Here is a 13,681-nt window from a genome sequence, read left to right as displayed (position 1 = left end):
GATCATGGACCTCACACAGTCTTCCTCCCACGCTCCTCTCAAGACCGATCGTCCGGCTTCGGGTCTTCCCGATGTCGCCGCTTTCGACGATCGCCCGTTTCTCCGCAGGCTCACCGTCATCGACTGGCTGTTTGCACTCGCCATGGTCGCGGGCGCGGGTTTCGCGCTGAACCGCTATCACGCGCACATGGACGTGTATGACATGGCGGTGCTGGTCGCCGCCGTGCCGACCTTCGTTACGCTCGGCTGGCGCTGGAAACCGGTGCGCCTGCTGATCGCGATGATCGCCGTGCTGGCGTTGTTCTCGATCCAGCTCTACCAGCACGACCTCGCGCGCGCTGACACCAACTTCTTCCTCAAGTATTTCCTGTCGAGCCAGTCGGCGATCCTGTGGATGAGCGCGCTGTTCGTGCTGGCGACGGTGTTCTACTGGATCGGCCTCGTGACGCGCTCGCAGACGGGCGGCGCGATCGGTTCGCGCATGACCTGGTTCGCGGTGCTGATGGGCTTCACCGGGCTGATGGTGCGCTGGTACGAGTCGTACCTGATCGGCACGGATGTCGGCCATATTCCCATCTCGAACCTGTACGAAGTGTTCGTGCTGTTCTGCCTGATCACGGCGCTGTTCTATCTCTACTACGAGCAGCATTATTCGACGCGGCAAATGGGCGCATTCGTGCTGCTCGTGATCACCGCCGCGGTGGGCTTCCTGATGTGGTATTCGATCGCCCGCGACGCACAGCAGATCCAGCCGCTCGTGCCCGCGCTGCAAAGCTGGTGGATGAAGATCCACGTGCCGGCGAACTTCATCGGCTACGGCAGCTTTGCACTGTCGGCGATGGTCTCGGTGGCCTATCTCGCCAAGCAGCGCGGCTTCCTGGCGGACCGCCTGCCGCCGCTCGAAGTGCTCGACGACGTGATGTACAAGTCGATCGCCGTCGGCTTCGCGTTCTTCACCATCGCGACGATTCTCGGCGCGCTGTGGGCCGCGGAAGCCTGGGGCGGCTACTGGAGCTGGGACCCGAAGGAAACCTGGGCGCTGATCGTCTGGCTGAACTACGCGGCCTGGCTGCACATGCGTCTGATGAAGGGCCTGCGCGGCGCCGCCGCCGCATGGTGGGCGCTGACGGGGCTCGTCGTCACGACGTTCGCGTTCCTCGGCGTCAACATGTTCCTGTCCGGCCTGCACAGCTACGGCAAGCTCTGATTTGTCTTGCCGTGAAGCGAGAAGAAAACCGCCATGCATTTCGCTGGCGGTTTTTTTATGCGACGCTGGAATACGGGCATCCAAACTGCTGTTTCACCGTATATGAATGCATGGGCTGCGCGTCTGCGCGGCCGTTCAGGAGCAATCGGGATGTGGATCAAACGAAACCGCAGTCTTTATGGCGACGACATCGCGCGGCATGAAATCACGCCGCAAGCGGTGTTCGAGAACCGGCGGCGCGCGCTGCGCTCGATCGGCGCATTCGCTGCGACGGGCCTCGCCGGCATGAGCGGCATGAGCAGCACCGCGCACGCGACACTCACGTCGCCCGATGCGCGCGGCCAGAAACTCGCCGCGACGACCAATCCGAAGTTCGTCGCGCTGGACAAGGCCACGCCGTTCAAGGACATCACGAGCTACAACAACTTCTACGAGTTCGGCACCGACAAGGGCGATCCCGCCGAACATGCGGGCACGCTGCGTCCGCGGCCGTGGAAGGTATCGGTGGAAGGGGCGATCAAGAACCCGAAGGTGTACGACATCGACGACCTGCTGAAGCTCGCGCCGCTCGAAGAGCGCGTGTACCGGCTGCGGTGCGTCGAAGGCTGGTCGATGGTGATTCCGTGGATCGGCGTGTCGCTCTCGGAACTCATCAAGCGCGCCGAGCCGACGGGCAACGCGAAGTACGTGCAGTTCATCACGCTGGCGGATCCGTCGCAGATGCCGGGTCTCTCGACGCCGATCCTCGAATGGCCGTACTCCGAGGGCCTGCGCATGGACGAGGCGATGAACCCGCTCACGCTGCTGACCGTCGGCCTGTATGGACAGGTCTTGCCGAACCAGAACGGCGCGCCGGTGCGCGTGGTCGTGCCGTGGAAGTACGGCTTCAAGAGTGCGAAGTCGCTGGTGAAGATCCGCTTTGTCGAGAAGCAGCCGCCCACGAGCTGGAATCTCTACGCATCGAGCGAATATGGCTTCTACTCGAACGTGAATCCGAACGTCGATCATCCGCGCTGGAGCCAGGCCACCGAGCGGCGCATCGGCGAAGACGGGTTCTTCACGCCCAAGCGCAAGACGCTCATGTTCAACGGCTACGGCGATCAGGTCGCCTCGCTGTACACGGGCATGGACCTGAAGAAGAACTTCTGAACGATGTCGTCCGCTTCCCAGATCAAGAGCACGCGCGCCGCGGCCGGTCCGAGATGGATCGTGCCGGTCAAGGTCGTGGTGTTCGTCGCGATGCTGTTTCCGCTCGCGCGCCTGATCCTGCTCGGCGTGACCGGCGGACTGGGCGCGAATCCGATCGAATTCATCACGCGTTCGACCGGACTCTGGACGCTCGTGTATCTGTGCATCACGCTGGCGGTCACGCCGCTGCGGCGGCTCACCGGCGTCGCGGCGCTGCTGCGTTTCCGGCGCATGATCGGCCTGTACGCATTCTTCTTCGCCATGCTGCACTTCACGACGTATATCTGGTTCGACAAATGGTTCGATGTCGCCGAGATGCTGAAGGACATCGGCAAGCGGCCGTTCATCACGGTGGGATTTGCGGCGTTCGTGCTGTTGATCCCGCTCGCGGCCACGTCGCCGAAAGCGATGGTGCGCAAGCTCGGACGGCGCTGGCAGGCGCTGCACCGGATCATCTATCTGGTCGCCACGCTCGCCATCCTGCATTTCTGGTGGATGAAGGCGGGCAAGCACGACCTCGAACTGCCGAAGATCTACGGCGCGATCGTGATCGTGCTGCTCGGCTGGCGCGTGATCGCGTGGCTCCGGACGCGCGGCCGGCGCGCATAAAAAAAGCGATGCCGAGGCATCGCTTTTTTTCATCGAGTCTTGGAGCGCTTCAGTCCGGAAGAATCGACTCCCCGGCGAACAACTGCTTCACGTCCTCACGCTCGCGGACGAGACGCGCGCGCTCGCCATCGACCATGATTTCGGCAGCGCGCGGACGCGTGTTGTAGTTCGAGCTCATCACGAAGCCATACGCACCCGCCGAGCAAATCGCGAGCAGGTCGCCCGGCACCAGCGCCAGTTCGCGGTCGCGTCCGAGCCAGTCGCCGCTTTCGCAGACCGGGCCGACGACGTCGTAAATCTGCGCGGCGGCGTCGCGCTTCACGACCGGCACGATGCGGTGATACGCCTCGTACATCGCAGGGCGCGCGAGATCGTTCATGGCGGCGTCGACGATGGCGAAGTTCTTTTCCTCGCCTGGCTTCAGATACTCGACCCGCGTGAGCAGCACGCCGGCATTGCCGACGAGCGAGCGCCCCGGTTCGAAATACACTTCGCGCGCGCCATGCCCGCGCTCCTCGATGTGATCGAGCAGCGTCGTCACGAAGTCGCCGATGGCCGGCGGCGTTTCGTCGTCGTAGGTGATGCCGAGGCCGCCGCCGACGTCGATATGGCGAATGCTCATGCCGTCGGCTTCGATCTGCTTCACGAGTTCGAGCAGCTTGTCGAGCGCGTCGAGATACGGGCTGATCTCGGTGATCTGCGAGCCGATATGACAGTCGATGCCGACGACATCGAGATGATCCATCGCCTGCGCTTGCGCGTAGGTGGCGCGGGCGTCGCTGAAGGCCACGCCGAACTTGTTCGACTTGAGGCCGGTGGAGATGTACGGATGCGTCTTCGCATCGACATCCGGATTCACGCGCAGCGACACCGGCGCCTTCTTGCCGAGCGACTTCGCCACTTCGTTCAGCGCATGCAGTTCGGGAATCGATTCGACGTTGAAGCACTTCACGCCGGCTTCCAGTCCTTCGCGCATCTCCGCCGCCGACTTGCCGACGCCCGAGAACACGGCGTTCTCCGCGCGGCCGCCTGCCGCGATCACGCGCGCGAGTTCGCCCGACGACACGATGTCGAAGCCCGCGCCCATGCGCGCGAACACGTTCAACACGGCGAGATTGCTGTTGGCCTTGACGGCGACGTGGACGGTTGCGTTGCGTCCCGCGCAGGCATCGGCATAGGCGCGATAGGCTTGCGTCAGTGCGTCGCGCGAATAGACATACAGCGGCGTGCCGAACTGTTCCGCGAGCGACGCGGCTGAGACGCCTTCGGCGTGCAACACGCCGTCGACGTAATGGAATGCGGAATCACTCATGCGTGGAATCGAAAATGCGCCCGAAGCCGAATGGCGCGTGTTTCAGGCGGGTGTTCAGTAAGCGGACGATGCGGCTTTCGGCGCCGAGGCAGCGTTGCTGCCGCCGGACTTCAGATCCGTTTCGGGCGAGAGCGAGAGCGGCTCGCCCGACGTGTCCGGCACGGTGCCGCGACGCGCTGCGCTTTCACTGTCCGGAGTCGTGTCCGAAGGCGGGGTATTCTGGAGATCGCCGGGACGTTGCGGCAGCGGCGGCACGGTTGGCAGATACAGCGGACCGCGTTGACCACACCCGCCGAGCGCCAATGTGGCAGCGGCGCTCATGCTCAAAGCCGCTACAATCGCGCTCATCCTGAATACGACTCGCATGACCGTCCCTATACGATTAATCGCCGGAGTTTAGCATGACAGACCAGGAATACCTGACCTTGGCGGAGGCCGCGCTGAGCGCCATCGAGCGCGCGGTGGACGAGGCCGACGCCGACATCGAATTCGAACGCAGCGGCAATGTGCTGACGCTCGAATTCGAGAACCGCACGAAAGTGATCGTCAATTTGCAGCCGCCGAAACACGAGATCTGGCTGGCCGCGAAAGCGGGCGGCTTTCACTACAAATACGTCGATGGCGCGTGGCGCGACACCCGCGACAACAGCGAATTCTTCGCGACCTTGAGCAAGTATTCGACCGAGCAAGCCGGCGAACCCGTCCGCTTCAAGGCGTAAAAAAAGCGAGCGGGTCGTGCGATCCGCTCGCTTCATAGACTGCAAGGGCGCGCCTGCTGGCTCTACTGCCCCTTGAACAGGTTCATGATGTCCTGCTTCTCCTGCTCGCCCACTTCGGGCGCGGGTGCAGTCACGCCGGACACGCCGTCCTGCGGCGGCGCCTGGCTCACGCCGACCGTCGCGATAAAGCCGTGGCCCGGCGTCATGTCGTCGAAGTACAGCTCGCCGCCGAGCGACGTGACATCGGGCGGCATCATCGGCTTGTACTCGGGCACGCCCTTCAGCGCACGGCCCATGTAGTCCATCCAGACCGGCAGCGCGAGACCGCCGCCGGTTTCCTTGTCGCCCAGGCTGCGCGGGTTGTCATAGCCGATCCACGCGATTGCCACCAGCGAGCGTTGATAGCCGGCGAACCAGGCGTCGCGCGAATCGTTGGTCGTGCCGGTCTTGCCGGCAAGATCGGTGCGCTTCAGCTGATTCGTCTTCGCGCCGGTGCCGCGCTGCGCGACGCTCTGCAACAGGCTGTTCATCACGTACGCATTGCGCGGCGTGATGGCGAGCGGCGCGCTCTGCTGCGCAATGAGCGGCTGCGGGTGCGAAACGACACGGCCGTACGGGTCCGTGATGTCCGCGATCAGATACGGATTCACGCGATAGCCGCCATTCGCGAAGACCGCGTAGCCGGCGGCCATCTGCAAGGGCGTGACGAGCCCCGCGCCGAGGGCCATCGGCAGATAGGCGGGATTGCGGTCGGCGTCGAAGCCGAAGCGCGTGATGTAGTTCTGCGCGTACTTCGTGCCGATGTGATTGAGGATGCGGATCGACACCATGTTCTTCGAGCGCTGCAACGCCGAGCGCATGGTCATCGGGCCGTCGAAGCCGCCGCCGTAGTTCTTCGGCTCCCACGCCTGCCCGCCGGTTTCGGCGGCGCTGAAGAAGAGCGGACCGTCGTTGATGATGGTCGCGGGCGACAGGCCCTTTTCGAGCGAGGCGGAATAGATGAACGGCTTGAAGCTCGAACCCGGCTGACGCCAGGCCTGCGTCACGTGATTGAACTTGTTCTTGTTGAAGTCGAAGCCGCCGACCAGCGCGCGGATCGCGCCGTCCTGCGGCACCATTGAAATCAGTGCGCCTTCCACTTGCGGCAGTTGCGTGATGGTCCAGTCGCCGTCGTCGTTCTTCATGAGGCGCACGATCGCGCCTGGACGGATGCGCGCGTTCGGCTGCGCGCGCGTGCTGAGCGCGAACTGCACGAAGCGCAGGTCGGCGCCGCTGATGGTCACCGTGTTGCCGTCGAGGAAGCTTGCCTTCACTTCCTTCGGACTCGCCGACGTCACCACCGCCGCGACAATTTCGCCGTTGTCCGGATGCTCGGCGAGGGCGTCGTCGATGGCCTGCTCGCGATCGTCCGGATTGGCCGGCAGGTCGATATAGCCTTCCGGCCCGCGATAGCCGTGCCGATGTTCATAGTCCATCAGGCCGCGGCGCACCGCGCGATAGGCAGCGTCCTGGTCGGCGGAATCGATCGTGGTCACGACGTTCAGGCCGCGCGTATAGGCTTCCTCGCGGTATTGCGCGTACATCATCTGACGCACCATTTCCGCGACGTATTCGGCATGCACGCTGAATTCACGGCCTTGCCCCTTGACCACGAGCGGCTGGGCGATGGCCTGCTCGTACTGGTCGCGCGTAATGAAGCCCAGCTCCAGCATGCGCTGCAGGATGTACTCCTGACGCACCTTGGCGCGCTTCGGATTCACCACCGGGTTGTAGGCCGACGGCGCCTTCGGCAGACCGGCGAGCATCGCGGCCTCGGCGAGCGAGACGTCCTTCAGGTCCTTGCCGAAATACACCCGCGCCGCGCTGGCGAAACCATAGGCGCGCTGCCCGAGATAGATCTGATTCATATAGACCTCGAGAATCTGATCTTTCGTCAGCGCGCGCTCGATCTTGTACGCGAGCAGCATCTCGTAGATCTTGCGGGTGTAGGTCTTTTCGCTCGACAGGAAGAAATTGCGCGCGACCTGCATGGTGATCGTGCTCGCGCCCTGCGAGGCATGGCCGTTGGTCAGCGCGACCGTGCCCGCGCGCAGGATGCCGGTGAGATCGACGCCGCCGTGATCGTAGAAGCGCGCGTCCTCGATGGCGAGCACGGCTTTCTTCATGTAGTCGGGCACATCCTGGATGCGCACGACGCGGCGCCGCTCCTCGCCGAATTCGCCGATCAGCACGTGATCCGCCGTATAGATGCGCAGCGGCACCTTGGGCTTGTAGTCGGTCAGGGCTTCGAGCGAGGGCAGGTTCGGCAGCGCGACGACGAGCGCGTAACCGAGCACCAGACCCGCGCAGACGACGAGCGCGAACATGCTGACGCAGAAGCCCAGCAGCAGCCGCGCCCACCATGGGCGCCTGGCTTTCTTGTGCCCCTCGGGCGGCGTGGATGAAGGGTTGTTCGGGGAAGAGGATTGCATGGCACCACCAGAAACAGTGACGCGATTATAGCCGCCCGCATTCGGGACTTTTCTGGACGCTTACAGCGCCGCCGGCCGTGACGCTCGCCCGCTGCTGTTTCGACAATACGCGCGATCACGCGCGGAAGCACCTTCTTATCGTGCACGCTGGCCGTTCGGCTGAATGTTCGCCGTCGTCCCTGCTCGCGACAATTCTTCCACCTCAGGCGCTCGAACGGTTCGGGCGCGCAAGTGAATGGAAGGAGCAGGACATGGGCAAGGAAAGTGCGCTGCGCGGCACGATGTTGACGGTGACGCGGCGCTATGCGGCGGGTATCGACGTAGGCGAGGACGGCGTGCGTCTCGTGGTCATGAGCAAACGGTTGCGGGCGAATGCGGCGGTGTGCGTGGAGCAGCTGGCGTTCGTGCCGCTGCCCTCGGGCGCGGTGATCGACGGGGATTTCATCGACCGCGCGGCAATCGTCTCGGCCTTGCGCGAGGCCTTCACGTGCTTGCCGAGCGGCGGCGCGTGGCGGGCGCTGCGTTGCGCGATGGGTCTGCCCGCGGTGGCCACGGTCACCACGCAGGTGCCGCTGGCGCGTCTGATGGAAGCCCGTGAACCCTTGCCCACGGGCGTCAGCAGCGACCCGCACGGCGTGCTCGAACCGGCCGTGCTCGCAGAGGCCGAGCGTGCGACGGGCGTCGAGCGCGCGGCCCTTGCCGTGGACTGGTCGGTGCAGACCGGCGAGGACGGCCACGCGCAGGTGTCGATCGCGGCAACGGCGCGGCGGCACGTCGAAGCGCGTGTCGAAGCGGCGGCGGAGGCGGGCGTCGCGCTGTCGGCCATCGACGGCGAACCGGCTGCCGCCTTGCGGGCCATGCGCCACGTGGGCTCGGTCGAACTCGATGAAGACGCGCGCTATATGGTCTGCTGGCTGGAGAACACCGGACTGCATGGCTGGGTCGTCGGCGCGCGGGGTGTCGAGAACGAGGTGCGCTATCCCGCGCTCGAATATCGCAGCATGGCCGAGGCGCTGCAGGATCTGGCGAGTGACGGCGCGCCGCTCGACAGCATTTATGCGGGCGGCCGGATCGAACTGCTGGAGCATGCGGGTCTGGCGCTGCCGGTCCTGGGCAAGACCCTGGGCTGTCCCGCGCTGCCGTTCGAGGCGGCGCCGTATTGCAACGGCACGGCGGCGATCGTCGCTTCGCACCGGCATTCGCCGCGCTTCGTGGCGGCGTTCGGACTGGCGCTGCGCGAGGTGATGCAATGAGCGCCGCCATGCTGGACGGATTCAATCTGCTGCCGTATCGGGCGCGGCGGCGTCGCGAGGTGAGGCGGCGGCGGCTCGCGCTGCTGGCGGCCGCGAGCATCGCGGGCTGCGCCGCAGTGGGCGTGGTCGCGGGCCGCGATGCCTTCGAGCACGCGCGGCTGACCGAGCGTCGCGCGGCGCTGGAGGCCTCGCTGCTGGCATCGAGCGCACCGGTCGACGAACACGCGCGGCTGGTGCGTGCCGCCGAGGAACGGCGGCGCGCCCGTGAAAGCGCCCAGCCGCTGGCTGCGCCGCGCGAACGCTTTCTTGCGCTGCTGGAAGCGCTCGCCGACGTGCCGGCGCAAACCGGGGTGGCGCTGCAGCGCGTCTCGCAGCGGCCGAGCGAAGTCGAACTCGCGGCGCGCGCACCCGATTCGCAGGCGGCCGCGCGCTGGCTCAAGCGGCTGGAGCAGGTGCGCGGGGTGGAGGCGGTGGAGGTCGTCGAGATGAAGCGGCGCACCGCTGTGGCTACGCGAGGGGGGCGTGGCGGGACGTCGTCTGAAGGAGCAGGGCACTACGAGTTCGTCGCGCTCGTGCGTTACGAGTCGGACCGCTTCGGCCATGAGGACGCGTCGCGTCGTGCCCGACCGGTACTCACGGCGGGCCGCCCGGGCGCGCAAGGGAGGCGGCCATGAACGCGATGCCGATGAATCTCTTGTTGCACCGGGATAAACGCCGGGACATGCGCGTGGCTGCGCTGCTGCGGCCGCTCGATGCCTGGTCGCATACCCGGCTTGCGGCAAGCGCGCTTGCGCTGACTCTGCTCATGGGTGCGGCGGGCGCGGCTGCGTGGCGAATGTCGGATCCGGGCGGACTCGAACTCGCACGCGCCGAATTGACGGCGGCGCAAACCCGCGAGCACGAAGTCAGGCGCATCAGGGCGGAGTTGCCTGGCCTGAAGGCGCGCGCGCTTTCGGCCCGCCTGCAGCCGGAGCAATGGAGCACGGCGGATGCGCTGCGTGCCATCGTGGAGCTGGCGGCACAGAGCGGGCTGCGCGACGTGTCGATCGAGCCGGGTGCGCGCGCGGGCGCCGGTCCGGAAGCGCCGTCGCAAGTCGAGTCCGGGCGGGCGCTCAAGCTTCGCGCGGAAGGTTCTTTCAACGAGATTCACCGTTTCCTGGAGGCGCTGGCCGGATTGCCGCGGCTCGTGGTGCCCGAAGGCGCGCAGATCAGACAGCCATCCGGCGGCCTCGCGGATGCGCTCGCAGTCGAGGCGTCGCTCCGGGTGTTCGAGAATCAGCCCGGGATTCCGCTGACCGTCGCTGCGCCGCGCGCCAGTTCGTTCGTCATCGATCCTTTTGGCAGCGGGGATGCGCTCGCCCAGGGCGGCGATATCCTGCTGGTGGGCACGCTGGTCGGCACCCGGCGGGCGATGGCGCTCCTGCAAAGCGGCAACGAAGTCGGCGGATACGCGGCGGGGCAGAAGATTGGCGCTGAACGGCTCGCGCGCGTCGTGCCGCGTGTCGTGGAACTCATGCCCGACCGCGGCCCGTCGCGGAAACTGACGATGGCGGAGGATCGCAAGTGAGCCCGCGCGCGCAGTTCCTTCGCGGCGTCGCCAGGCCGGTCCTGTTCGCGGCTGCCGTCGTGTGTCTGTTCGCCCAGGCCTCGCTTGCCGTGGGAAGCGACGACGCGGCCGTCGCACCGCTGCCGCCGCTACCGGCCGCGTTCGACGAAATGACCACGGAGCAAGCGACAGCCGATGCGAATCTTCCGTCCGAACCACCCGCTCCGGAAGTGCCCGCCGCCAAGCCCGTCGCCGAACCTCCGGCCGCTGCGCCCGACACGCCGCTCGAAGGACCGCCGGTGCCGTTGCGGCCCGTCGAGCGGCTGAGCGACGCCGACCCGGTGCCCGGCGGCGACGGCAAGACCATCACGCTCGACCTGAAGAACGCGGAACTGCGCGCCACGCTGCACACGTTCGCGCAGTTCACGGGCCTGAATATCGTCGTGAGCGAGAAGGTGCGCGGTCAGGTTTCGCTGAATCTTGCCGGCGTGCCGTGGCGGCGCGCGTTCGACACGCTGCTCGAAGTGAACGGCCTCGCGATGGAACAGCACGGCAACGTGATCTGGGTCGCGCCGCTGGCCGAACTCGCGGCGCGCGAAAAACTGCGCTACGAGGCGCACGCCCGCGCCGCCGACCTGGAACCGCTCGCCAGCCGTACGTTCGTACTGCGCTATGCCCGCGCCGAGGACATGCGCAAGATGCTGAGCGGCTCCGGCAGCCAGCGCGTGCTGTCGAAGCGCGGCTCCGCCATGGCCGACGCGCGCACCAACCTGCTGTTCGTCACCGATCTCGATGCGCGCGTGCGCCAGATCGCGGATCTGCTCGCGCTGATCGACCGGTCGACGCCGCAAGTGATGATCGAAGCGAAGATCGTCGAAGGCGAGGCCGGGCTGTCGCGCAATCTCGGCGTCAAGTTGAACCTCGCGGCGCAGAACGATCCGGCGAGCGGTTTCGCGGGCGGCAAGGACGGTGTGGTATACGATTTGTCGGCGGGACCGCTCAACGGCTTCGACGCCGCCACGGCCGGGCTCACGCTGTTCGTCGCGCACGCCACGCGGCTGCTCAATCTGGAACTGAGCGCGCTCGAGGCGGAAGGGCGCGGGCAGATCGTGTCGCGGCCGCGCGTGGTCACGGCGGACCGGGTCAAGTCGATCGTCGAGCAGGGCATGGAAGTGCCGTACCAGGCGAAAGTGGGCAACGGCATGTCGGGCGTGCAGTTCCGGCGCGCCACGCTCAAACTGGAGGTCGAGCCGCAGATCACGCCGCACGGGCACGTCATTCTCGATCTCGACATCACGAAAGACAGCCTGGGCGAGCAGACCGCGAACGGGCCGGCGATCCATACGAAGCACGTCCAGACGCGCGTCGAAGTGGAGAATGGCGGGACGGTGGCGATCGGCGGCATCTATTCCGACGACGAGCGCGACGACACGACCGGCGTGCCGGGATTGTCGAAACTGCCGCTGCTCGGCTGGCTGTTTCGTCATGAGGCCCGGCGCCGCTCGAAAAGCGAGCTGGTCATCCTGATCACGCCGCATGTCATCGCAAGCGGCGGATGAGCGCCGGATGAGCACACGACACACGCCGGACCCGCGCCGGACCCGCGCCACGGCTGGCGCGACTCGACAAAGCGGGCGGTTTGCCCTTAAGCTGCCGCACGAACAAATTGCATCGGACTGGAAGGAAAACGAGTTGCAGGAAGGGCACGCGAACGCGAACATCTTTTTCGTCGGACTCATGGGAGCGGGTAAAACCACCGTGGGCCGTGCGGTTGCGCGCCGTCTGCAGCGCTCGTTCATCGACTCGGATCACGAGATCGAAGCACGTACCGGCGCGCGCATTCCGGTCATCTGGGAGCTGGAAGGTGAAACCGGCTTCCGGCAGCGCGAAGCGAACGTCATCGACGACCTGTCGCAGCGCAGCGGCATCGTCCTCGCCACGGGCGGCGGCGCGGTGCTGCGGCCCGAGAATCGCGAACATCTGAGGAATCGCGGCATCGTCATCTATCTGCGCGCCAATCCGCACGATCTCTGGCAGCGCACCCGGCGCGACAAGAACCGTCCGCTGCTTCAGACCGAAGACCCGCGCGGCAAGCTCGAAGCGCTGTTTCAGTCGCGTGATCCGCTCTATCATGAAACCGCTCATTTCGTCGTCGAGACCGGGCGGCCGACCGTCAACGCGCTCGTCAACATGGTCCTGATGCAACTGGAGGTGGCCGGCGTCGTCAAGTCGGCTCAGTCATAATGTCCGCCATGAATTCCCCAACCATTACCGTCAGCGTCGACCTGGGCGAGCGCGCCTATCCCATCCACATCGGTGCGGGCCTGATCGGCCGCACGGAGTTGTTCGCGCCGCACATCAAGGGCGCGTCGGTTGCCATCGTCACCAACTCCACCGTGGATCCCCTGTACGGCGAGCAGTTGCGCGCGGCCCTCGCGCCGCTCGGCAAGAAGGTGACCACCGTCGTGCTGCCCGACGGCGAGGCGCACAAGAACTGGGAAACGCTCAACCTGATCTTCGACGCGCTGCTGACCGAACGCGCCGACCGCAAGACCACGCTGATCGCGCTCGGCGGCGGCGTCGTGGGCGACATGACCGGCTTCGCCGCCGCCAGCTACATGCGCGGCGTGCCGTTCATCCAGGTGCCGACCACGCTGCTTTCGCAAGTGGATTCGTCCGTGGGCGGCAAGACCGGCATCAATCATCCGCTCGGCAAGAACATGATCGGCGCGTTCTACCAGCCGCAGGCCGTGATCGCCGACATCGGCGCGCTGCAATCGCTGCCGGAACGCGAGATGGCGGCGGGCATCGCGGAAGTCATCAAGACCGCGGCAATCGCGGACGCCGCGTTCTTCGAATGGATCGAAGCGAACGTCGACGCGCTCAACCGTTGCGACCTCGACGCCCTCGCGCACGCCGTCAAGCGGTCGTGCGAGATCAAGGCATCGGTCGTCGCGTCGGACGAACGCGAAGGCGGCCAACGCGCCATTCTCAACTTCGGCCATACGTTCGGCCACGCCATCGAAGCCGGCCTGGGCTACGGTGAATGGCTGCACGGCGAGGCCGTCGGCTGCGGCATGGTGATGGCGGCGGATCTTTCGGTGCGGCTCGGCCGGCTCGACGAAGCCGCGCGCCAGCGTCTGGTGCGCGTGATCGAGGCGGCGAAACTGCCCGTCAAGGCGCCGAAGCTCGGCGCCGACCGCTACGTCGACCTGATGAAGGTCGACAAGAAAGCCGAGGCCGGCGAGATCAAGTTCATCTTGCTGACCCGCTTCGGCGCAACCGAGATCACCAGCGCGCCGGACGGGACCGTGCGCGAAACCCTCGCGGCCAGCGTCTGATCCACGCGAGCGGCGGCGAGAATCAAGACGATGCG

The 13,681-nt window shown here is 66.1% G+C and carries 13 protein-coding genes; 10 read left to right on the top strand and 3 right to left on the bottom strand.

From position 1 onward, the window contains the following. Nucleotides 1-4 precede the first annotated feature (4 nt). From ccsB to msrQ, 3 genes are all read left to right on the top strand, one after another. Nucleotides 5-1,207 carry a c-type cytochrome biogenesis protein CcsB gene (ccsB, locus tag QCE83_RS12465; protein ID WP_309810330.1) on the top strand — a complete coding sequence of 401 codons (1,203 nt, stop codon included), beginning with the start codon at nt 5-7 and terminating at the stop codon, nt 1,205-1,207. A 150-nt stretch (nt 1,208-1,357) separates the two neighbouring features. Continuing rightward, complete coding sequence (msrP, locus tag QCE83_RS12460; protein WP_309810327.1) at nt 1,358-2,356, top strand: protein-methionine-sulfoxide reductase catalytic subunit MsrP; 999 nt, start codon at nt 1,358-1,360, stop codon at nt 2,354-2,356. A gap of 3 nt (nt 2,357-2,359) precedes the next feature. Then, on the top strand, nt 2,360-3,004 hold the full coding sequence (gene msrQ, locus QCE83_RS12455) for a protein-methionine-sulfoxide reductase heme-binding subunit MsrQ (RefSeq protein WP_309810324.1): 645 nt from the start codon (nt 2,360-2,362) through the stop codon (nt 3,002-3,004). A 49-nt stretch (nt 3,005-3,053) separates the two neighbouring features. Here the strand turns inward: msrQ and lysA are convergent, their stop codons facing one another. Both lysA and QCE83_RS12445 read right to left on the bottom strand, forming a co-directional pair. Next, nucleotides 3,054-4,316, bottom strand: a complete 1,263-nt coding sequence (gene lysA / locus QCE83_RS12450; RefSeq protein ID WP_309810321.1) for a diaminopimelate decarboxylase — start codon at nt 4,314-4,316, stop codon at nt 3,054-3,056. Between the two features lie 54 nt (nt 4,317-4,370). Next, entirely contained in the window at nt 4,371-4,682 is a 312-nt protein-coding gene (locus QCE83_RS12445) for an LPS translocon maturation chaperone LptM (RefSeq protein ID WP_309810319.1), read from the bottom strand. A gap of 35 nt (nt 4,683-4,717) precedes the next feature. On the opposite strand from QCE83_RS12445, the gene cyaY reads away from it, so the two are divergent. After that, nucleotides 4,718-5,035 (top strand): iron donor protein CyaY, encoded by a 318-nt coding sequence (gene cyaY, locus QCE83_RS12440; protein ID WP_309810316.1) that lies wholly within the window; start codon nt 4,718-4,720, stop codon nt 5,033-5,035. Nucleotides 5,036-5,097: 62 nt separating this feature from the next. On the opposite strand, the gene QCE83_RS12435 is transcribed toward cyaY, so the two are convergent. Continuing rightward, the gene (locus tag QCE83_RS12435; protein ID WP_309810314.1) at nt 5,098-7,506 is read right to left on the bottom strand and encodes a penicillin-binding protein 1A; all 2,409 of its coding nucleotides are present in this window, start codon (nt 7,504-7,506) and stop codon (nt 5,098-5,100) included. 251 nt (nt 7,507-7,757) lie between these two features. Here QCE83_RS12435 and pilM point away from each other — a divergent pair, with 251 nt between their 5' ends. The 6 genes from pilM (at nt 7,758) to aroB (ending at nt 13,646) form a co-directional block, all read left to right on the top strand. Further along, nucleotides 7,758-8,759, top strand: coding sequence for a pilus assembly protein PilM (pilM, locus tag QCE83_RS12430; protein ID WP_309810311.1), 1,002 nt, complete (start codon nt 7,758-7,760; stop codon nt 8,757-8,759). 8 nt (nt 8,760-8,767) lie between these two features. Further along, entirely contained in the window at nt 8,768-9,433 is a 666-nt protein-coding gene (locus QCE83_RS12425) for a PilN domain-containing protein (protein WP_309810308.1), read from the top strand. Nucleotides 9,434-9,444: 11 nt separating this feature from the next. Beyond that, nucleotides 9,445-10,326 carry a type 4a pilus biogenesis protein PilO gene (pilO, locus tag QCE83_RS12420; RefSeq protein WP_309810305.1) on the top strand — a complete coding sequence of 294 codons (882 nt, stop codon included), beginning with the start codon at nt 9,445-9,447 and terminating at the stop codon, nt 10,324-10,326. Then, complete coding sequence (locus QCE83_RS12415) at nt 10,323-11,864, top strand: type IV pilus secretin PilQ (RefSeq protein ID WP_404984574.1); 1,542 nt, start codon at nt 10,323-10,325, stop codon at nt 11,862-11,864. The genes pilO and QCE83_RS12415 overlap by 4 nt, the downstream gene beginning before the upstream one ends. 178 nt (nt 11,865-12,042) lie before the next feature. Beyond that, entirely contained in the window at nt 12,043-12,549 is a 507-nt protein-coding gene (locus tag QCE83_RS12410) for a shikimate kinase (protein ID WP_404984771.1), read from the top strand. Beyond that, on the top strand, nt 12,549-13,646 hold the full coding sequence (gene aroB, locus QCE83_RS12405) for a 3-dehydroquinate synthase (protein ID WP_309810303.1): 1,098 nt from the start codon (nt 12,549-12,551) through the stop codon (nt 13,644-13,646). The genes QCE83_RS12410 and aroB overlap by 1 nt, the downstream gene beginning before the upstream one ends. Nucleotides 13,647-13,681: the final 35 nt, after the last annotated feature.

This window comes from Caballeronia sp. LZ034LL, assembly GCF_031451215.1.
GTDB lineage: Bacteria > Pseudomonadota > Gammaproteobacteria > Burkholderiales > Burkholderiaceae > Caballeronia.
Note: the sequence above shows the minus strand (reverse complement) of the source record. Positions and strands in the feature narration are given on the sequence as shown.